General features: G+C 66.6%; 15 protein-coding genes. 7 read left to right on the top strand and 8 right to left on the bottom strand.

What is annotated here, in order from left to right; genetic code table 11:
- Nucleotides 1-15 precede the first annotated feature (15 nt).
- Nucleotides 16-2,961 carry a TonB-dependent receptor gene (locus tag QN347_RS09310; protein WP_322161912.1) on the top strand — a complete coding sequence of 982 codons (2,946 nt, stop codon included), beginning with the start codon at nt 16-18 and terminating at the stop codon, nt 2,959-2,961.
- A gap of 148 nt (nt 2,962-3,109) precedes the next feature.
- Nucleotides 3,110-4,129, top strand: a complete 1,020-nt coding sequence (locus tag QN347_RS09305; protein ID WP_322161914.1) for an oxidoreductase — start codon at nt 3,110-3,112, stop codon at nt 4,127-4,129.
- 196 nt (nt 4,130-4,325) lie between these two features.
- Here the strand turns inward: QN347_RS09305 and QN347_RS09300 are convergent, their stop codons facing one another.
- Both QN347_RS09300 and QN347_RS09295 read right to left on the bottom strand, forming a co-directional pair.
- Entirely contained in the window at nt 4,326-5,396 is a 1,071-nt protein-coding gene (locus QN347_RS09300) for an LLM class flavin-dependent oxidoreductase (RefSeq protein ID WP_322161916.1), read from the bottom strand.
- A complete protein-coding gene (locus QN347_RS09295) occupies nt 5,393-6,301 on the bottom strand; it encodes an aldo/keto reductase (protein ID WP_229839375.1) in 909 nt (302 codons plus the stop codon). The genes QN347_RS09300 and QN347_RS09295 overlap by 4 nt, the downstream gene beginning before the upstream one ends.
- 35 nt (nt 6,302-6,336) lie before the next feature.
- Between QN347_RS09295 and QN347_RS09290 the strand changes: the two genes are divergently transcribed.
- The gene (locus tag QN347_RS09290) at nt 6,337-7,413 is read left to right on the top strand and encodes a Gfo/Idh/MocA family oxidoreductase (RefSeq protein ID WP_322164161.1); all 1,077 of its coding nucleotides are present in this window, start codon (nt 6,337-6,339) and stop codon (nt 7,411-7,413) included.
- A 103-nt stretch (nt 7,414-7,516) separates the two neighbouring features.
- Nucleotides 7,517-9,877, top strand: a complete 2,361-nt coding sequence (locus QN347_RS09285) for a TonB-dependent receptor (protein ID WP_322161918.1) — start codon at nt 7,517-7,519, stop codon at nt 9,875-9,877.
- Between the two features lie 148 nt (nt 9,878-10,025).
- Here the strand turns inward: QN347_RS09285 and QN347_RS09280 are convergent, their stop codons facing one another.
- Nucleotides 10,026-11,267 carry an MFS transporter gene (locus QN347_RS09280; RefSeq protein ID WP_322161919.1) on the bottom strand — a complete coding sequence of 414 codons (1,242 nt, stop codon included), beginning with the start codon at nt 11,265-11,267 and terminating at the stop codon, nt 10,026-10,028.
- Between the two features lie 207 nt (nt 11,268-11,474).
- On the opposite strand from QN347_RS09280, the gene QN347_RS09275 reads away from it, so the two are divergent.
- Nucleotides 11,475-12,515 (top strand): YeiH family protein, encoded by a 1,041-nt coding sequence (locus QN347_RS09275; protein ID WP_322164162.1) that lies wholly within the window; start codon nt 11,475-11,477, stop codon nt 12,513-12,515.
- A 156-nt stretch (nt 12,516-12,671) separates the two neighbouring features.
- Here QN347_RS09275 and QN347_RS09270 read toward each other — a convergent pair whose 3' ends face one another.
- Together QN347_RS09270 and QN347_RS09265 are read right to left on the bottom strand one after the other, a co-directional pair.
- Nucleotides 12,672-13,679, bottom strand: a complete 1,008-nt coding sequence (locus QN347_RS09270) for a LacI family DNA-binding transcriptional regulator (RefSeq protein WP_416194480.1) — start codon at nt 13,677-13,679, stop codon at nt 12,672-12,674.
- Nucleotides 13,680-13,760: 81 nt separating this feature from the next.
- On the bottom strand, nt 13,761-15,386 hold the full coding sequence (locus QN347_RS09265) for an alkaline phosphatase D family protein (protein ID WP_322161920.1): 1,626 nt from the start codon (nt 15,384-15,386) through the stop codon (nt 13,761-13,763).
- A 98-nt stretch (nt 15,387-15,484) separates the two neighbouring features.
- On the opposite strand from QN347_RS09265, the gene QN347_RS09260 reads away from it, so the two are divergent.
- Nucleotides 15,485-16,915 carry a DUF2029 domain-containing protein gene (locus QN347_RS09260; protein ID WP_322161921.1) on the top strand — a complete coding sequence of 477 codons (1,431 nt, stop codon included), beginning with the start codon at nt 15,485-15,487 and terminating at the stop codon, nt 16,913-16,915.
- A gap of 48 nt (nt 16,916-16,963) precedes the next feature.
- Nucleotides 16,964-18,430, top strand: a complete 1,467-nt coding sequence (locus tag QN347_RS09255; protein ID WP_322161923.1) for a hypothetical protein — start codon at nt 16,964-16,966, stop codon at nt 18,428-18,430.
- Here the strand turns inward: QN347_RS09255 and QN347_RS09250 are convergent.
- The 3 genes from QN347_RS09250 to QN347_RS09240 are packed head-to-tail and all read right to left on the bottom strand — an operon-like array spanning nt 18,415 to nt 21,006.
- Nucleotides 18,415-19,617 (bottom strand): glycosyltransferase, encoded by a 1,203-nt coding sequence (locus tag QN347_RS09250; RefSeq protein ID WP_133191479.1) that lies wholly within the window; start codon nt 19,615-19,617, stop codon nt 18,415-18,417. The genes QN347_RS09255 and QN347_RS09250 overlap by 16 nt on opposite strands.
- Nucleotides 19,618-19,624: 7 nt before the next feature.
- On the bottom strand, nt 19,625-20,149 hold the full coding sequence (locus QN347_RS09245) for a DUF2141 domain-containing protein (RefSeq protein WP_322161925.1): 525 nt from the start codon (nt 20,147-20,149) through the stop codon (nt 19,625-19,627).
- A gap of 2 nt (nt 20,150-20,151) precedes the next feature.
- Nucleotides 20,152-21,006, bottom strand: a complete 855-nt coding sequence (locus QN347_RS09240) for a hypothetical protein (protein ID WP_240698962.1) — start codon at nt 21,004-21,006, stop codon at nt 20,152-20,154.
- Nucleotides 21,007-21,383 lie beyond the last annotated feature (377 nt).

The following is a 21,383-nucleotide window of genomic DNA, read 5'->3' as shown; positions in this document are numbered from 1 at the left end:
TAGGGGGGATGAGAAATGAGCACGCTTTCCAAGGGCCTGAAGCTGCAGCACGGTGTCTCGGTCGGCGCGATCGTCACCGCCTTGCTGCTCCCCGCCGCCGCGCTGGCGCAAGCCGCGCCGGGTTCGCCCGCGCAGCCGGCTGGCGCGCCCCCGGTCGAAAGCCAGGCTGTCGACACGGCCGCCGATGCGACCGGGCAGGACATCGTCGTCACCGGCTTCCGCCAGTCGCTCCAGGCGGCGCTCAACGTGAAGAAGAATTCGGTTGCCGCGGTCGATTCGATCGTCGCCGAAGACATCGCCAAATTCCCCGATCAGAACCTCGCCGAATCGCTCCAGCGCATCCCCGGCATCTCGATCCAGCGCGACGCCGGCGAAGGCCGCGCGATCACCGTGCGCGGCCTCGGCGCGCAATTCACCCGCGTCCGCGTCAACGGGATGGAGACAGTCGCGACCTCGACCGATGGCGCGAGCGCGAACCGTGACCGCGCGTTTGATTTCAACGTCTTCGCCTCGGAGCTGTTCAGCTCGCTCGTCGTCCACAAGACCGCCGAGGCTTCGCTCGACGAAGGCTCGCTCGGCGCTGTCGTCGATCTCAACACCGGCAACCCGCTTGGCGGCAAGAAGGCAGGATTCACCGGCGCGCTGTCGGTGCAGGGATCGTACAATACGCTGTCGAAGACGACCGGCCCCCGGGTCGCTGGCCTGCTGTCGTGGCGCAACGATGCCGGCACCTTCGGCGCATCGGTTTCGGGCGCCTATTCGAAGCTCGATACGCTTGAGCTCGGCAACAACACGACGCGCTGGGCGCAAGCGCAGTTCGACTCGGTCAACGGCACGCCGTGCTATTACAATACGAGCGGTACGGGGGCGGCGCAGGTCTTCACCACGCCCGCGGCGAACAGCGGCGGCGTCTACCGTTCGAGCGCGGCGTGCGACAAGGCATCGCTGGCGTTCCACCCGCGCATCCCGCGCTACGGGGTGATCAAGCACAACCGCGAGCGGCTCGGGCTTACTGGGAGCGTCCAGTTCGCGCCGACCGAGAAGACCAAAATCTCGATCGACGGGCTCTATTCGAAGTTCAAGGAAACGCGCGAGGAGCAATGGGTCGAGGTGCTGTTGCGGAGCAACGAGCGGTCGATCGACTTGGTCAATCCGGTCTATGACGCGAACAACAATCTGATCTCGTCGACGCTCAACGACGCCTACAACCGCAACGAACATTATCTGCGCAAGTCGAGCACCGAATTCTACCAGATCGGCGGCACCTGGGACCAGGATGTCACCGACAAACTCCGCTTCACGCTGCTCGGCGGCGTGTCGAAGTCGGATGCAAGCATCCCGGTCGAGACCACCATCCTGTTCGATAACAAGGCGGCTCAGGGGTATCAGTACGACTATACCAACATGAGGAGCCCGAAGCTGACCTTCGGCGGCAATGTCGCCGATCCGACCAGCTACCAGCTCTCCGAAATCCGCGATCGCCCGTCCGATACGGTCAACAAGTTCCGCACCGCGCAGCTGCGCGGCGAATGGGACGTCGCCGAGGGTTTCCAGATCAAGGCGGGCGGCGTCTATCGCAAGTTCAGCTTCGATACCGCCGGCTTTACGCGCGACACGGTGGTGTGCGGCAATGGCGGCAAGGATCTCGTACTCGGCACGCTGAACTGCTCGCCGACGAGCGCGATCGCGCCGGGGTCGGTGTACGGCTTCCCGGTGACCTCGGCATTGGCCGATATCGTAAGCCTCGGCTCGGCCGGGCAGCCGGCGGGCACGACCACGCAATTTGCGATCGCCAACATTCCTGCGGCGGCGGCCTACACCAACCTGTACAGCCGGACCCCGGTCGTCGATCCGGGCAACACGCGCAGCGTCTCGGAAGAGGTCAAGGGCGCCTATCTCGAGTTCGACACCAAGGGCGAGCTTTTCGGCCTGCGCTACGCCTTCAATGCAGGCGTGCGCTATGCAAAGACCAATCAGGTCTCGACCGGCATCATCAACAGCGCGACGCTGACGGTGAAGCGCGATTATGACGACTGGCTGCCATCGCTTAACGTGGCGCTGTATCCGACCGAAAACATCATCGTGCGCGGCGCGGTCGCCAAGGTGATGACGCGTCCCACGCTCGGCAATCTCACGCCGGGCGGCTCGGCCGATGGCAACAACTTCCGGATCACCAACGGCAACCCGTTCCTCGATCCGTTCCGCGCGACTGCCTATGATCTTGCGATTGAATGGTATTTCGCCCCGCAGTCGATCGCATCGGTCGCGGTGTTCAAGAAATCGATCGACAGTTTCCCGGTGTCGAACAGCGTCACGCAGACGCTCGCCGAGGCGGGGCTGACGCGCGACGTGCTGCTGCCGAGCTCGGCTGGCTACATCCGGAACGATCCGACCCAGCTCTACACCGTCTCGAACACGATCAACGGGACCGGGGCATCGCTCAAGGGGATCGAGCTGTCGGTGCAGGCGCCGTTCAAATTCCTGCCGGGCTTCCTAAAGAATTTCGGCGGGATCGCCAACGCGACCTTCATCGACAGCACGGCGAGCTACGGCGTGGTCGGGCCATCGACGCTGGTGTGCGCGACGCAGTTCACTTGCCGGCTCGTCGCGCCGGCCGCGGTGCAGCGGACCTCGACGCTGTTCGGGCTGTCGAAAAAGGCGTTTAACGGCACGCTCTATTATGAGGACAGCAAGTTCAGCGCGCGCGGCTCGATCAGCTATCGCGGGCCGTATGTCGACCAGAACAGCGGCACCGGCAACGTGTTCGAAGGCTATAACGCCACGACCAATATCGATGCGTCGGTGCGCTATCGCTTCACCAAATGGCTCGAGCTGTCGATCGAGGGCACCAACCTCACCGATACCTATCGCGATCGCTATACCGATCTCGATGCGAACCGGAATTACGAGAACAACCATTTCGGCCGCACGATCATTTTCGGCGCGCGCATGAAGCTCTGACCTAGAGCGCGTTTCCTCCCCTCGCGGACGGTGCCGGGTTCGGCATCGTCCGTTTTTGTTTCGGGCGCGCGCCGCGGCTCGACGGTCGCGGGTTTGTCGACCGCTTCCGGTCTGGGCACGGGCGCGGCGGCTCGGCTAGGAGAGTATGATGATTGATGTCGGACTGATCGGGTACGGGCTCGCCGGAGCCTCCTTCCATGCGCCGTTGATCGGCGCGGTGCCGGGGCTGCGGCTGGCGGGGGTGGTGACCTCGCGTGCCGCGGCGGTGGCGCGTGACTGGCCGCAGGCGAAGGCGGTGGGCGATGCCGAGGCGCTGTTCGCCGATCCCGATATCGGCCTGGTGGTGATCGCCACGCCCGACCATCTCCACGCCCCGCTCGCCAAGGCGGCGCTCGAAGTGGGCAAGCCAGTCGTGATCGACAAGCCGTTCGTCACCGATCCCGCCGATGGCGCGGCGCTGATCGCGCTCGCCGAGGCGAAGGGGCTGATGCTGTCGGCGTTCCACAATCGCCGCTGGGATGCCGACTTCCTGACCGCGCGAGCGCTGGTCGATGCCGGGACGCTCGGCGACATCGCGCTCGCCGAATTGCGCTGGGACCGCTTTCGTCTCGCGATCAAGCCCGGCTGGCGCGAGACCGAGGGGGCGGGGCTGCTCAACGATCTGGGGCCACATCTGCTCGATCAGGCGCTGCAGCTGTTCGGCATGCCCGAGGCGCTGACCGCGGACCTCGCCGCCCAGCGTGCGGCGGCGACGACCGAGGATTATTTCGAACTCACGCTGCACTATGGCGCGCGCCGGGTGATCGTCTCGGCGGCAACCCTGCTCGCGGCACCGCGGCCGCGCTTCGCGCTGCACGGGACGGGCGGGAGCTTCGTCAAACATGGCATCGACCCGCAAGAAGCCGTGCTGCGCGCGGGGCTGCCGCCGACGACGCCCGGCTTTGGCGAAGATGCGCCCGCCGCCTATGGGATGCTGACCGATGCCGAGGGCGTCGCGCGCGCGGTGCCGAGCGAACGCGGCGACTGGCGGGGCTATTACGAAGGGGTCGTGGCGGCGATCACCACGGGCGCGGCGGCGCCGGTCCCGGCCGAGGAAGCGCTGACGGTCATGCGCCTGATCGCGCTTGCGCGCGAAAGTGCCGCGGGCGGACGGAGGCTTGCTATTTAAGCCTGCTTGTTGCGCGTGTCGGCGGTGGATTGAGTTCGCGCAGAGGCGCAGAGGACGCAGAGCGAGAGGGTTGCCGGCGGCAGCCCGCCCCACTTTCGTACCGCACGTGCTGGCAGTCGCTTCCTCGCTTCGCGCGCTACCCCTCTGCGTCCTCTGCGCGAACCCAGCCCGCTCGATCGAACGCGCGACGCCCCTGTCAGCGCGCCAACGCCCCATGTTCGATGTGCGGCAGCACATGCCGCGCGAACAGATCCGCCTCGGCCGCATGCGGGTAGCCCGAGAGGATGAACGCCTCGATCCCCATCGCGCGATAGGCGTTGAGCTTGGCGAGCACCTGGTCGGGATCGCCGACGATCGCAGCCCCACAGCCCGAGCGCGCACGCCCGACGCCGGTCCACAGATTGGCCTCGGCATAGCCGTCGTCCGACGCGCCTTCGCGCAAAGCGGCCTGCGCCGCGACGCCAGCCGAGGTCGAATCGAGCGATTTCGCGCGGATCGCCGCGCCTTCGGCAGCGTCGAGCTTCGACAGCAAGCGGTCCGCCGCAGTGCGCGCCTCGGCTTCGCTGTCGCGGACGATGACATGCGCGCGGTAACCGAACTTCAGCGTGCGGCCGTGCGCCGCGGCGCGTGCGGTCATGTCGGCGATGATGCCGGCAACGACTTCCTGCTTGTCGGGCCACATCAGGAACACGTCGCAGCCCTTGGCCGCTGCTTCGCGCGCGTCGGGCGATAGTCCGCCGAAGTATAGCAGCGGTGCCTTGCCCGAAACGGTGCCGATGCGTGGCGGATCGATCTTCAATTTCCAGAACTCGCCGTCATGGTCGAGCGGCTCGCCGTTTAGCAGCGTCTTGAGGATCTGCATCGCCTCGACCGTGCGCGCATAACGCGGTGCCGAGCCGAGCGTTTCGCCGGGCATGTCCGACGAGATGATGTTGACGGTGAGGCGCCCGCCGAGCAGCCGGTCGATCGTCGCGATCTGCCGCGCGAGCTGTGGCGGCCAGGTCTCGCCGATCCGCACCGCCATCAGCAGCGCCATGCGCGTGAGCATCGGAGCGATCGCGGCGGCGAAGGCGGTCGTGTCGATGCCGAGCTGATAGCCCGAGGGCAGCAGGATATTGTCGAACCCGCCGCTTTCGGCCTGGAGCACGATGTCGCGGCAATGTTCCCAGCTCGATTTGAGCTTGGCATCGGGGACGCCGAGGAACTCGTAATCGTCATCGCACAACGCCGAGAACCAGCTGATCTCGCAGGGCGGGAGCGCGCTCATGGCAGCTTCTCCCCGCGCGCGGCGACGAGCACGTCGTACCACGTCTGGCGGGTGAACTTGACCTTGTAGACGTCGGCAATCTCGCCGATCCGCGCGACATTCTGCGTGCCGACGATCGGGATCACGCGCGCCGGATGCGCCATGATCCAGGCATAGGTCGCTGCCGCGCGCGACACGCCCGCCGCGTTGGCGACGACATCGAGCGCCGCTGCGACATTCCTGGACCGATCGTCCTCGGGTGCGCCAAGCCGCCCGCCGCCGAGCGGCGACCAGGCGAGCACGGCCATGTCGCGCTCCATCGCGAGATCGAGCAGGCCGTTGGTGATCGGCTCGAGCTCGAGCGGCGAGAATTCGGGCTGGACGGTCGCGAGCGGAATCGTCAGAAGCGCGGCGAGCGCCTGCGTCTGTGCGATCGTGTAGTTCGAAACGCCGACCGCGCGGACCTTGCCGCTGGAAACCATTTCCTCGAGCGTGCGCGCCACTTCCTGCGGATGCGCGAGAATGTCGGGGCGGTGGATCTGGTACAGATCGACCTGCTCGACCTGCAGCCGCTTGAGCGAGGTCTCGAGCGCGCGCATCAGATAGGTGCGGCTCGAATCATATGGCACGGGCGGGGTAATCCCGCCCTTGGTCGCGAGCACCATCCGGTCGCGCATACCCGGCGTCGCGCTGAAGATCTGCCCGAGCAGCGACTCGGCATCGCCGAACCCGCCGCTGCCGTTGAAGCCGTAAATGTCGGCGGTGTCGAACAGCGTGACGCCAGCGGCAAACGCCGCCTCGATCAGCGCGCTGCCCTCGGCCGGAGTGACGCCGGCGAAACGCCACATCCCCCAGGCAATCGGCGAGACCATGATTCCGCTCTTGCCGAGCGGACGCATTTCGGGTGTAAGTGTGATTTCAGACATCGTTGTCATATGAGGCGAATCCCGTGGTAGAGCAAGTGCGATATGGCCTGGTCGGCACTGGAATGATGGGCGTCGAGCACATCACCAACCTTGCCATCACGCCGGGTGCGGTGGTGACCGCGCTTGCCGATCCCGCAGCGGGGTCGCTCGGTTGGGCCAAGGACGCGCTCGGCGACAAGGCCGCGCAGGCGACCGCGTTCGATTCGGTCGAGGCGCTCGCCAGCAGCGGACTGTGCGATGCAGTGATCGTCGCCAGCCCCAATTTCACGCACCGTGCGGTGCTCGAGCCGCTGTTCGATGCGGGGCTCCACATCCTGTGCGAGAAGCCGCTCGCGACGACGCTCGACGATTGCCGCTGGATCATCGATCGCGCGGGCGCCACCGACAAGGTCTTCTGGACCGCGATGGAATATCGCTACATGCCGCCCGCGGCCGAGTTCATCGCCGATATCCATGGCGGCAAGATCGGCAAATTGCAGATGCTGTCGATCCGCGAGCATCGCTTTCCGTTCCTGGTGAAGGTCGCCGACTGGAACCGCTTCAACCGCAACACTGGCGGGACGATGGTCGAGAAATGCTGCCACTTCTTCGACTTGATGCGGCTGATCACGCAGAGCGAGGCCGTGCGCGTCTATTGCTCGGGCGCGATGGACGTGAACCATCTCGACGAAACCTATGGCGGCGAGCGGCCCGACATCATCGACAACAGCTATACGACGGTCGATTTCGCGAACGGCGTTCGCGCGATGCTCGACCTGTCGATGTTCGCCGATGGCGCGGAGAATCAGGAAGAGATCACCGCGGTCGGCAGCGATGCGCGGCTCGACGTGCTGATCCCCGAGGGCGCGCTGGTCCACTCCCCCCGCGTCGGCTTCCGCAATCCCAAGCAGGCGACGCGCCGCGTCGTCCATACCGACGAGACCGCGCTCAACGCGGGCAGCCATCACGGATCGACCTTCTACGAGCATCAGCGCTTCAACGCTGCGGTGCGCGGGGCGGGCCCAGTCGACGTCACCGCGCATGATGGTATGATGGCGGTCGCGATCGGCACCGCCGCCGAGATCAGCGCGCGCGAACATCGCGTCGTCGAAATGGCCGAGCTCGGAGTCTGAGCGCGAAGCGGAACTTTACTGCTGGCAAGCCTGATCACGCTGTCAGAACGATCAAGACGATAATACCCATCGCCAAGATGGGATTTTACCGAAGGGGATGATGATGAAAGCTCTTTACCTGACTGGCGCTGCCACGCTCGCGTTGCTCGCCGCCACGCCGACCTATGCGCAGACTGCGCCCGAACCCGCCCCGCAAGCCGAACCGGCTGCCCCCGAAGACGCCGCCCCCGGTGACATCATCGTCACCGCGCAGAAGCGCTCCGAGCGTCTGCAGGACGTGCCGGTCGCGGTGACGGTCGTGTCGGGCGACGCGCTCGCCACGCAGGGCAAGACCAGCCTCGAGGGCGCGCAATATCTCGTGCCGTCGCTCAACTTCCTCAAATCGGGGACGACGCTCAACCAGTCGCTGTTCCTGCGCGGCGTCGGCACCTCGACCTTCTCGATCGCGGGCGAGCCGTCGATCTCGACCGTCGTCGACGGCGTCGTGTTCGCGCGCGCGGGCGAAGCGTTCGGCGATCTCGTCGACATCGATCAGCTCGAAGTGCTGCGCGGGCCGCAGGGCACGCTGTTCGGCAAGAACGCGTCGGCGGGCGTGATCAATATCATCTCGAAAAAGCCGACGAGCACGCTCGGCGGCTATGCCGAGGCGGGCTTCTTCACCGACAGCGAATATCGCGGTCGCGCGGTGCTCAACGTGCCGCTCGGTGACAGCGTGCGCTCGCGGTTGACGGGCTTCTACACCAATTACGACGGCAACATCCGCAACACCGCCAATGGCAAGCTGGTCAACGGCTTCGAACATTATGGCGGCCGGCTGCAGCTCGATGCCGATGCCGGGCCGAACGTGAAGCTCGCCTTCATTGCCGATTATCACCACAACAATGACGATTGCTGCGGCGAGGTGATCGCCACCGGGCCGATCAACGGCGCGACTGGCCTCGTCACCACCAACGCCTCGACCGCGGTACTGCCGACGCCGCGTGGCGCCGACACGCGCGAGCTCGCGCAAAACCTCGTCACGCGCACGACCGAGACTGGCTACGGCTTCTCGCTCCAGGCCGATATCGAGGCGGGGACGCAGACCGTCACCTCGATCACCGCCTATCGCAACTACAAGAATACCGAGATCCGCGACGGCGATTTCCTGCCCGCCGCCTATATCGGCTTCAACCAGCTGCACGATTTCGGTCCGCAGACGGGCAACACCTTCAGCCAGGAATTGCGGCTGACCTCGCCCGGGCACCAGTTCCTGACCTATGTCCTCGGTGCCTATTATTCGCGCGCCGAAAGCGAGCGGATCTTCACGCGCAACGATCAGGTCTGCAATTCGCTGGCCACGCCCGCGCCGACCGTGCTGACGCCGTGCTCGAGCCCGCTCGCCGCACCCTCGACCTTCCCGACGGGTACGGCCGATTTCGGATCTGTGTTCAAGAATTTCGCGCTGTTCGGCCAGGGGACGATCAACATCGCGTCGCGCTTCCGAGTGATCGGTGGGTTGCGCTATACGGTCGACCAGCTCGACGTGTTCCACATCCGCCGCACGGCGCTCAATGGCCCCGGCATCAACACCAATTTCGACGCGGGCGTGTACAATAACGGTCTCGGCGGCGGCGTTTCGAACGGCGTGCCGTTCCGCGGCAAGGCGACCAACGAGAATCTGTCGGGCAAGGCCGGCGTCCAGTTCGATATTTCGCGCGGATCGACCGCGTATGCGACCTACGCCCGCGGCTATAAGGGGCCGGCATTCAACGTCTTCTTCAACCTGACCGCAACGGGCACCAACGTGATCGCGCCCGAGACGTCGGATTCGTACGAGATCGGGCTCAAGAACACCTTCTTCGGGGGCAAGCTTACGCTCAACCTGGCCGCCTATTACGCCAAATATCATAATTTCCAGGCGAACAATCCCGATCTCGTCGCGGGTGTGGTCGTCACGCGCTTCACCAATGCGGGTGACGTCTCGACGCGCGGCGTCGAGCTCGACACGACCTTCCGCCCGGTCCGCGATCTCAGCCTGACCGGCGGGCTTGCCTATACCGACGCGCATGTCGACAATTTCCGCGTGCCGGCACCGGGCGCCGCCGCGGTACCCAACGGCACGCCGCTTGGCTTCGCACCGAAGTGGAAGGGCAATCTCAGCGCCGACTATCGCGTGCGCACCAGCGGGTTCGCCGATATTCTGCTGGGCGCGCAGGGATCGTACCAGAGCAGCGAGCTTGGGCTGTTCTCGGCCGATGCAGTCCAGCGGCGGCTCGGCACGATCGGGGCGTACGGCCTGGTCAATCTGTCGGCCGGGCTCGTCAGCAAGGACGAACATTACAAGCTGACCTTCCAGGTGCGGAACCTGTTCGACCAGAGTTTCGCCGCGTCGATCATCAATGGCGGGCCGGGCGGTGCGTATCGCTACCAGATCCCGCGCGACGCCGATCGCTATTACGGGGTGACCGGACGCGTTACGTTCTGATCTGTCAAATCCTCCCTCGCGCGGCGGGGGAGGCGGCAGCCGACGGCTGACGGAGGGGGCTTTCCGCAAGCGATGCGCATGCGGCGGCGCTCCCTCCACCATTCGCTAAATGCGCATCCTCCTCCTCCCCCGCTTCGCGCGGGAGGATTTAGTGTGCGGCCACCAAGCCGTCGCCGCGCTCGCTCTCGTCCACCGGCACGATCACCGGGATCAGCAGGTGGATCGCCAACAGCGCCGCCAGATACGACCCGGCGCAGATCGCTAGTGCCGGCGCGTAGCCCCAGCCATGCGCCAGCGCATAGGCCTGGAACTGGATCATCCCGATCGAGCAGAGATTGCCGCAGAACGCCGCGATCCCGATCCGCGAGCCGACCGAGCGCGCCGGGGTGATGTCGGTCGTCACGCCGAACACGTTGGTCGAGAAGCCCTGATGCGCGAACAGCACGAGGCCAAGCAGCAGCGCTGCACTCCACGGGCTCGACACCGACTGGACGAACACCACCGGCAGCACGAGCAAGGCATAGCCCAGCATCGCGGTTTTCCGCGCACGGTTGACGCTCCAGCCCATCGCCATCAGCCGCGACGGCACGAAGCCGCCGGTCAACGCACCGCACGCCGCAAGCACATAGACCAAGGCCACCGGCAGCCCGAGCGTACCCTGCGGAAGGCCGAACAGCCGGTGGAACAGATCGGGCAGCCACAGCAGCATGAAGAACCACACTTGGTCCGACAGCACCTTGGCGATCGCGATCGCGGCGGTCTCGCGGCTGCGCAGAACGCTCAGCCACGGCACTGGCGCCGGCGCGACTGCGTCGAGCGCGACGGGCTTGATGCGGACCCCGAACCACACGACCACCCACACGACGCCAAGCCCGCCCGCGAGCAGAAACGCCGCCTGCCAGCCGAACGCCACCGCGAGCGCGGGGATGAACAGCGGCGTTATGATCGCGCCGATATTGGGTGCGGTGTTGCCGATGCCGAGCGCGATCTGGCGGTCCTTGTGGTTGAAATAGGTCGCCGCCGATTTGACCGCAGCAGGCGTGCCCACCGATTCGGCGATTCCCAGCACGATGCGCGCGGCGAAGAAGGCGGGGACAGAGGTCGCAAAGGCATGCGCCATGCCCGCGAGGCTCCAGATCAGCACGCCGAGCGCGAAGCCGAGCCGCAGGCCGACGCGGTCGAGGAACCAGCCGGTGCCGAGAAACGCGAACGCCGTCGCGATCTGGAAGGCGGTGCCCATATTCGCATAGTCCTGATCGGACCATTGGAACTGCGCCTCGAGCGTTGGCTTGAGCAACGCGAGGATCTGTCGATCGACATAATTGAGCATTACCGCGACGAACACCATCGCGACGATGATCCAGCGCGCTGCGCCGCCCCTGATTGCCATTCCGCTCCACTCCCATCTTTTTCTTGAGACAGCGTTGTCAGATAATCGCGCTTCGGGCTAGACCTTCCGCGCACGGGCTTGTCCCGGGGACCGCCGCGTCGCAAGACCCAAGGCTGCGCTGTGGTGTACGGGAGACCGCGGGACAAGCCCGCGGCGGCGCAAGGGTGGAGCAAGATGGCGACCAAGCAACCGAAACGTCCGCTCCCGATGGCTGCCGATCTCTATGGCGATCTGTACGGCGACATCGAAACCGCGCCCAAGCATGACTGGCGCGGCTATGTCCCCGGGCTCGTCGTGGTGGCGATGGGGACGCTCGCCGCGGGCTTCCTGTCGGATCATTACGGCGTGCCGCTGACGCTGATGGCGTTGCTGATCGGCCTCGCGCTCAATTTCCTGAGCGCCGACGCGCGGTTGACGCCGGGCCTCGCCTTCGCCTCGCGCTCGCTGTTGCGCTGGGGGATCGTACTCGTCGGAGTTCGGATCACCTTCGGGCAGATCGTCGCGCTAGGTCCTGTCGCCTTGCTGTGCGTCGTGCTGATCGTCGCGCTGACGATGGGCGCGGGGATCCTCGCGGCGCGGCGCTTCGGTTTCGATACCGCGTTCGGCATCCTTGCCGGCGGGTCGGTCGCGATCTGTGGCGCGAGCGCGGCGATGGCGCTGGCGACGACGCTCGGCGAGAAGCGCACGACGCAAGCGCAGCTGACGCTGGTGCTCGTTGGCATCTCGGCGATGAGTGCGTCGGCGATGATGCTCTATCCGCTCGTCGCGCACGCTTTCCACATGAGCGATCTCAAGGCCGGCTTCCTGCTCGGCGCGGCGATCCACGACGTCGCGCAGGCGCTCGGCGCGGGCTATTCCTATTCGGACGGCGCAGGCGGGATCGCAGCGATCGTCAAGCTGACGCGCGTCGCTTTGCTCGCGCCGGTGCTCGCGGTGGTGGCGATGGGGCTCGCGCGCTGGGGCGGCGGCGGCGAAGGTGCCGCCAAGGGGCCGGGGGTGCCGTGGTTCGTGATCGGCTTCTTCGTGCTCGCCGGGATCAATTCGTTCGGCGTGATCCCGCCGATCGTTGCGGGCAGCGCTGAAAAGATCGCTGCGGCGATGCTCGCGACGGCGGTCACCGCGACCGCAATCCGCTCGCCGCTCGCGCAGCTGCTTGAGGCGGGGCCCAAGCCGCTGCTGGTGATCCTGATCGCGACGCTGGTGGCGTTCGGCCTGGCGCTCGCGGCGGCGCTGCTGCTGATCGGTTAGCGTGGTTTAGAACGGCTTTGCATCGTCTCTCCGTTCGCCCTGAGCCTGTCGAAGGGCCTTCGCCGCTCGCGAGCGGCGTGCGTGGAGCGCGGGGCTTCGACAAGCTCAGCCCGAACGGATGAGAGCACACGCCTTGAGCAGATGCGGCGCGATCCCTCAGCCCTGCGCGACCGGCCCGGTCGATTCGCGCACGATCAGTTCGAGCGCCACTTCGCGCCGCTCGATCGGCGCATCGGCGGGGGCGAGGAGCAGGTCGGCGGCCTGATACGCCATTTCGCGCGTCGGCTGGCGGATCGTGGTGAGCGGCGGCCAGACGAAGCCCGCGAGCGCGGCATCGTCGAACCCGGCGACCGAAAGCTGCCCCGGCACCGCCAGCCCCCGGCGATGCGCGACCGTGAGTACGCCTGCCGCCATATCGTCGCTCGATGCGAAGATCGCGGTCGGCGGCACGTCGAGCGCGAGCAACGCCTCCGCTGCGCGTGCGCCCGAGGCGAAGTCGTAGCTGCCCTCGCGCACCAGGATCGGATCGAGCGAAAGTCCTTCCTGCCCGAGCGCACGCGCATAGCCGCGCATCCGTTGCCCGCTCGTCGCATAGCTCGGATGCCCCGCGATGAAGCCGATCCGGCGATGGCCGAGCTCGAGGAGATGCGCCGTCATCACGCGCGCCGCGCGCTCATTGTCGATGAAGGTCGAGCTCGCCAGATCGACCGCACTCCCCGGCGAGACGCGAACGAAGCGCACGCCGCGCCGCTCGAGCAGGTCGAGCACTTGCGGGTGATCCGACACCGGCGGGGTCAGGATCAGGCCGTCGACGTGCGTCGCATCGACCAGATTCTCGATATCGTCGAGCAGCGTCGCAGCGTTGCGGTCATACGGTTGCGCGATCATCCGCACGCCGTCCTGCGCGCAGCGATCGCGGATCCCCGACTGCATCTCATAGACATAATAGGGGCTGGGATTGTCGCAGATCAAAGCGATCTGGAAACTGCGCTTGCCAGCGAGCGAGCGTGCCGCAATGCTCGGGCGAAAATTGAGTTCGGCGACCGCGGCCTCGACCTTTGCGCGCGTCTCGACGCCGACATAACGCTCCTTGTTGAGGACGCGCGAGACGGTCTTGATCGATACGCCCGAAACTCGCGACACGTCCTTGATCGTCACGCGCAAAATGCCGGCTCCCCATTGCCCTGCCGCGGGGTGTGCCGCAGCAGGGCCGGGTCGGCAATACGCATCCACCCCGGGCGCGTGTTATGCCATCGTGTTGCGGCCGCGCTCGATCGTCGCGGTGTGGCCGATGCTCGCGCTGGTGTTCGCGGCCTTGATCGTCTCGAGCATGATCCAGTCGTTGCTCGCCTTGGTCGGCGTCAGCGTCATCGCCATATAGCCGCGGCGCGACGTGTCGCACCATTTGAGCTCGGGATTGGCGCGGACGAGCGTCGCTGCGATCACTTTGGGATCGGTGCGCGAAGCGGCCTCGTAGCCGGGCGAGCTGACCGCGTGGCCGGCGAATTCGACGCCGGCGGGCTTGCCGTCCTGGCCGAGATCGTACGCCCAGGCATTGTGGCTGTCGCCCGACAGCACGATGAGGTTCGCGCCGAGCGCCTGCGCGCCCTTGAGGAAGCGCGCGCGCGCGGCGGGATAGCCGCCCCAATTGTCGTAGTTGAACGGCAGGCCCGCCTTGGCGGCGGCGACACCGGCGAGGATATAGTTTTTCGCGCGCGCCGGCGCATCGGGGGCGACCCAGCTCAGCGCGTCCTGCGGCATCATCGTTTCGCCCATGATCGTGCCGAAGCCGACGACTTGCCAGCGTTGCCCGGCGCGGACCGATTGCGACATCGCGTGGCTGAGCCAGCTTTCCTGCTGGCTGCCCATCATCGTCACCGCCGGGTCCATCCACGCGCCGTTGCGGAATGCCTTCAGCGCCGCGGTCGGATCGGCTTCCTTGAACAGCGGCGCCACGTCGGGCTGCTTGGTGCGCGCGAGGAGGCGCGTCTCGGTGCGGAACAGCGTGGCGAGCGTGCCGATCTCATATGCCTTCCACGGCTCGTCCGAGACCGGCATCCACTCGCGATACGCCTGGATCGAGGCGGCGCGGCGGGCATTCCAGTCGCCTTCGTCGGCCTGGTGGTTTTCGGCGCCGCCCTCCCAGCTGTCGTTTGCCGATTCGTGGTCGTCCCATTGCACGATCATCGGCAGTTTCTGGTGGAGCGCCTGCAACGCCGGGTCGCTGCGATAGCTGGCGTAGCGGATGCGATAGTCGGCGAGGTGGAGCAATTCGGTCGCGGGCAGCGGCACGCGGCCGGCGACTTGATCCTTGAGCGCGGGATAGTCGCCGGTGCGATATTCGTAGAAATAGTCGCCGAGATGGATCGCGAGGTCGATGTCGTCGCGCGCGGCGGCGTGCGCATAGGCATTGAAATAGCCATAGGGCATGTTCGAGCACGAAAAGGTCGCGGTGCGGAAGCGATCGACCGGGCCGACGGGGAGCGTGCGCGTCGTGCCGACGGGCGAGAAGCTGCCGTCGGGGGCGACGAAGCGGAAGTGATAGCGCGTCGCGGGCTTCAATCCGTCGACGGTGATCTTGGCGGTGAAATCGCGCCACACGCCGGTGATCTGCGATCCGCCGGCTGCGACGCGCGCGAAATCGGGGGTTTCGGACAGTTCGACGCGGACTTCGGCGGTGTCGCCGGCGGCGGGAACGTAGCGCGTCCACAGCAGCATCGAATCGCTGGCAGGCTCGCCGCTGGCGACCGAATGCGTGAAGCCGCGCCCGCTCGTCACCGAGGGCGTCTGCGCGAAGCCCGGCACGGCAAACGCGCCGATCCCGAGCGAGCCGGTCAGCAGGAACGAGCGGCGGTCGATACGGATGGTCATGCGCGGATCTCCAGAAGATTGCGATTCCCTGCCACCGGGATATGGCGCGTTCGTGACAGCGGCAATCGTGCAGCGTAAGCCGCGTCCATGAGGGCGCGATGACACGATCGGTGGGTTTGCCGTGGCGCTGGCTGGCGGCCGCGCTGGTGGTGTTCGCAGCGCTCGCCTTGCTCCACCCGATCGACCATGACGAAAGCCAATATGTCGCCGCGGCGTTGCTGAGCGCGCAAGGCGAACTGCCGTATCGCGACTATGCCTATCTCCAGACACCGTTGCAGCCGCTGGTATTTGCGCCGATCGCGTGGGCGGCGGGGTGGCATGCGTGGCTCGCGTTGCGGCTCGCCAATGCGTTGCTCGGCGTGTGCATCCTCGGCTGCGTCTGGCGCGCGGCGCGCGAGGCGGGGGCGGGGGCAGGTGCTGCGCTGGCGACTGCCGGGCTGCTCGGCGCCTGCGACATCCTGCTGTTCAGCCTTTCGACCGCGCGCAACGACGCGCTTCCGGCGGCCTTGCTCGCTGCCGCGTTGATCCCGATCGGGCGGGCGGAGCGCGGCGGTGGGACGCGAGGGTCAGCGATGCTGGTCGGGGTGCTGCTTGCGGCGGCGGCGGCGGCGAAGCTGTCCTATGCAATCCCGGCGATGGCTTACGGTGGCTATGCGTTGTTCGACCGGCGGCATCGCCCGGTATCGGTGCTGCTCGGGGCGATGCCCGTGGCGGGGCTGGTGGCGTGGTGCTGGGCGCTCGCGCCCGCGGCGTTCGTGTTCGAGACGATCACCTTTCCCGCGGTGGCGCCTGCTGAATTCTACGCCGATCGGCCGTGGAAGCTCTCGCTGCTGGGCAAGGCGATCGACAGCCTCAAATTCCTCGCGCTGGGGCCGGCGCTGCTGGCGCTGGTCGCCATTCGCAAGCGGCTGTGGCGGCCGGATGTGCTCACGGTTCTGCTGGGCGCGGGGCTGGTGGCGGCATTGCTGCCGCTGCCGACCTGGCGGCAATATCTGCTACCCGCGCTGCCGCCGCTGTTCGTCTTGCTCGCGCTCGAATGGCAGCGCGCACGACCTGCGCGCTGGATGCGCGTAATGGTCGCGGTGAGCGTTGGCGCGGGGCTCGCCCCGACCCTGATCGAAGCGGCACAGTCGCGCGGCCCAACTTCGCTCCTCGCGGCCGTGAGTGAGGGGCGTGCGATCGCGCTTGCGCTCGACCAAGCGGGCGTCCGCGGCCCGGTCGCGACGCTCTCGCCGCAATTTCTGGGCGCGACGCACGCGCTGCCCGATCGTCGCTTCGCGACCGGGCCGTTCTATTTCCGCAGCCATGCCTTGCTTCCCGCGCCCCGCGAGGCCGCGATGCATCTCGTGTCGGCCAATCGTCTAGTCGGGCTCGACCAGGCGCCGCCCGCAGCGATCCTGGTCGGGGGCGAGGGCGGCTGGAGCAGCGGCGACGCGACGCTCGATGCGCGGCTCGAGCGGTGGGCGCTGATGCGGCACTATCGCGCGGTGCCGATCGCGAGCGCGCGCTTCCGGTTGTACGTCCGCTAACCCCCCTGCGCCCTCGTTTCGCCCGAATGTCGACCTAGCGACGCAGCCGTGACGGATATCGCCGCTTCCTCGTTCCGATCGTTCGTCGCGCGCGTTCCGCGTTGGGTGCTGCTGTTCGGGGTCGCGCTGCTCGTCCGCGCGCTGACCTTCGGCAACCCGATCCTGCATGTCGACGAGGAATTCTATTACGCCACCGCGCACGCGATCGTGCACGGCGCGATTCCCTATGTCGATGTGTGGGACCGCAAGCCGGTCGGGCTGTTCCTGCTCTACGTGCCCGCCGCCGCGCTCGGGCTGCCGCTCGGGATCTGGGCGTACCAGGCGATGGCGCTGGCGAGCGTCACCGCGACCGCGACGCTGATCGCGCGACTGGCGGATCGCGCGGGCTGGGCGAAGGGCGCGCTTCCTGCGGCGATCGCGTATCTGCTGTGGCTCAACCTGCTCGAGGGTGAAGGCGGGCAGACTCCGGTATTTTACAATCTGCTGATGGTCGGCGCAGCGAGCTTGCTCGCGCCGCGGCCCGACGAGGCTGCTTATCCGGCGCGCCGCCTCGCCCAGGGCTGTGCCGCGCTCGCATTGGTCGGGCTTGCGCTGCAGATCAAATATACCGTCGTGTTCGAAGGCGCGTTCTTCGGGCTGTGGTGGATGGCGCGCGAGTGGCGGCTCGGCCGATCGTGGTGGGGCGTCGTGCTGCTCGCCACGCCGCTTGCGGTGCTTGCCGCTGTACCGACGCTGGCAGTGTGGGCGTGGTTCGGGGCGCACGGGCTGGGCGACGCCTTTCTCTACGCCAATTTCGAATCGATCGGCGTGCGCGGGAGCGATCCGATACCGCGCGAGCTTGGCAACCTTGCGCTCATGCTGCTGATCGTGTCGCCGCTAGGCGCGATGGCGATCCTCGCGGCGCGGTTGCCGGCGCGCGACGACGCCCACGCATTGCGCCGCTGGCTCGTCGGCTGGGCGATCGTCGCGGCGCTCGGCGTATTGGTGTTTCGCGGCTATTTCGACCATTACGGCTTGCCGTTGCTGGTGCCGTTCTGCGTCTGCGCGGCAGGCTTTTTCGCGGAGCATTATCGCGCGACGCAGGTCCGAGTGCCGCTGCTGATCGTCGTCCTGCTGGCGTCGCAGATCGTCCTGCTGGTCAAGCGCCATGAGCGCGGGACGCCCGCCGACCTTGCCGCAGTCACGCGCGCGATCGGCCACGGGCCGGGTTGTCTCTATGTCTTTTCGGGTTCGCCGATGCTCTACCCGCTGGCGGATCGGTGCACGGTGACGCGCTACCGTTTCCCGCGCCATATCGGCCAGGCGAAGGAACGCGGCGCGATCGGCGTCGATCAGCAGGGGGAGCTCGAACGGATCATGGCGCAGCGGCCCGCAATCGTCGTGCTCGGGCCCGTCTATAGCGGCGAACGCGCCGATTTGCGCGCGCTGTTCGAGCGCTATGTCGCTGCGCGCTATCGCCAGCGTGCCGATCTGCCGCTCGGTCGCGGCAGAGTTGCGGTCTACGCGCTGCGCTGAAGCGGTAGCGCCCGCTTGTCGTCGACCAAGCCCTGATAATAGGCCATCAGGTCGATCGCATGGTCGCGGTCGCTGCGGACCTTGGTCGCGGCCACCAGCACCGCGCGGCGCAGCACGCGCTGGTCGCGCGCGAACAGCCGATGGATCGCCATCGCCGCGCTTTGCGCATCGCGCGCAGTGTAGAATTCAGACGCGTGACGGTCAGCGACCTCGGCGCAGCCGCCGGTATCGGGGACGATCAGCGGCAGCCCGCCCGCCATCGCCTCGGACGCGACGAGCCCGAACGGCTCGGCCTCCGACCCGTGGATCAGCGCGTCGCAGCTCGCGACGATCCGGGCGAGCCGCTCGCGGTCATAGACCGGGCGGAACATGCGGATGTGCGGGGATCCCGCGATGCGCGCTTCGATCTGGCGGCTCTCGACGCCAGTGCCGAGCAGGATCAGCCCGACCGGCAATTCGGAACCGGCACGTTCGACCGCGTCGATCACCAGGCGCCAGCGTTTCTCGGGATGATGGCGTCCAAGTCCGAGCAGCAAATGCCCGCTCGGCGGCAAGTCGCACTGCGCGAGCAGCGCCGCGCGGAGCCGATCGTCGCGCAGATCGGGCGAGAAATGGCCACGCTCGATGCCGAGCGGCATCGATGCGTCGATATGCACGCCGCGCCCCTTGAGGCGTTTTTCGAGCGCCGGGCCGTTGGTGACGACCGCATCGAAATGCTTGAGGAAGCGCGACATGTAGCGGCTGTACCAATCGAACGCCTGTTCGAGGCGCTCCTGCGGCGCCATCCCTTCGAACCAGCGCAGCGCATAGGCCGCCATGTTGTCGTTGTGCATGAAGAACGCCTTGACGACGCCCTCGGGATATTTGGGCTGCCACTTGCCGATCACCCAGGGCAAGCGCCACGGCGACGACGTCTCGACGACGTCGGGTTGCAGTTCGTCGAGCCAGCGCAGGATCGGCGCGGCGTCCCAGAACAGCCCGTAATTCTGGTCGAGCGGCAAATGGCCGGTCTGGATCCAGATCACCTTGCCGCCGCCCGGGCGTTCCTCGATCGCGTTTTCGCGACCGGGCGCGAGCACGATCAGCTCATGCCCGAGGTCGGACATGATCCCCATCTTGCGATCGATATAGGTCCGCACCCCGCCACCGGTCGGCGAGTAGAATTCGTTGACGTCGACGATACGCATCGCAGGATCAGCTCCCGAGCGGGCCGAAACCACCGAGCCCACGCAGATATTGGGCACGAATGGTCGTCGTAACAACCCCCTCGGGTACGACGATCCGCGCCATGTCGAGCTTGGGGCGGGTCCGACCGAGCTTCACGTTGCTCGCAAAACCCGCGCCGTCGCTCCAGAAATTGAACTTGTTCTTGCCGTCGCGATTGTGCGTGAAGAGCAGCGCATAGGGGCCAGGCGTCGGCACGCGGATGCACAGGCTCACCGGGCCGGTCTGCGGTGTCGGCAGGCGGACGCGGCGGAAGAACTTCCCTTCCTTGATCAGGTCGCGATCGTCCTTGAGGAAATCGGCCTCGGTCGCGGGATAGAGTTCGAGCTTCAATTCCCCGGTGCGGTCCTTCAACCCTTCGACGTTGACGCGAATCGCGGGCCCCCCGGTGCTGCACGCCGAGGCATCGCTGCCGAGCACTTGCGCAGCCTGCGCCGCAGCGGGGAGTCCTATCACTGCGAGCAGCGCCGTCACCCCAGCCAGAATCTTGCGCATCTTCAATTCTTCCTCACCAGGCCGACCAGCCCGAAGATCGCGACCAGCACGACATGGACGAGTAGCGGCAGCGCCGCCGTCACTGCGATCAGCACCGACAGCTCGGCATCTTGCCCGATCAATAAGGTGGCGAAGGTGGCGAAAAGGAGGTCTTTGTTCGGCACCAGCGGCAAGCGTCCGACGATCATCCGCGCCGCCGACAGCAACAGCCACATACCGAGCGTGACCGTCGGCAGGCCGAAATGCCATGTAAAAGCGATCAGGACGCAGCCGGCGATCAACCGCAGGCAATGGACCCCGAAGATCCACCACAAGGTCGCGCGCGGCAGCGAGAAGACGCGCTTCGAAAAGATCAGGAACGGCAGCGACATCGCGAACACCGCGACCACCGACCAGATCGCGTTGTGCAGACCGTGCGGGGTGAGCAGACCGATGCCGAGCGGCATGGCGACGGCGATCATAGCGAGCGTCACCATGTTGCCGGCGATCGCCGACAGGATGCTGACGTCCTTCACCGCGCCGAACGGGGCGGCGACCATCGACGAGCGTTGGCGTGCCCAGGCGTAGAAATACGCCTCGCCCGAATAATTGAGGATGTCGTTGGCGATTCGCTTCTTGGTCAGCGCGACGAAGCCGGCCGCGGGGATCCCCCACAGCCGCCGGAAGATGATGAAGTCGCCCGTCACCGGCGCGATATAGAGGAGCGCGAAGAAGAGGTAGAAGAGCGGGTTGGTCGGCATCGCCGCCAGGAGGCTGTCGACCCCGAGCGCGCGCAGCTTGAGCCCGAGCCAGACGATCATCACCACCGTAACCGCGGCGCCGAGATACGACGGCCAACGGCGCTTGAGCGGGGCCATCGGCTCCAATCCGGCAAGGTCAGCGCTGCCGGTCAATCCCGGCAAGGGGGGCAAAGGGGCGTAGGGTCCCGACCCGGGGGTCGTAGCGCCAGGTCCGGGGCCGGTCTTCATCTGTGTCACGTGGCGCGTTTGTCCGCTGGTTCAAGCCGGTCGAAGCGCTGCATTGGCCCGGCTTAGCGGCAGAAGTGTGGCGCGGGCGCGTCCGTATGTCGAGCAACGCGACGGCGTGCGTCATCGCACGAACACCGCGTTTCCTCGTTTCCGGGGAAACTTTTGCTACAAAGTGACGTTATAGCCTGTCTCATTGAGGAGCCGGAAAAGAGGTTGCGTTGTGGTCCGGAAGCGATTCATGTTCCAACATGATCCGCGGCGGTTTC

Origin of the sequence: Sphingomonas sp. 10B4, assembly GCF_035019905.1 — a bacterium.
Classification (GTDB): Bacteria; Pseudomonadota; Alphaproteobacteria; order Sphingomonadales; family Sphingomonadaceae; genus Sphingomonas; species Sphingomonas glacialis.
Note: the sequence above shows the minus strand (reverse complement) of the source record. Positions and strands in the feature narration are given on the sequence as shown.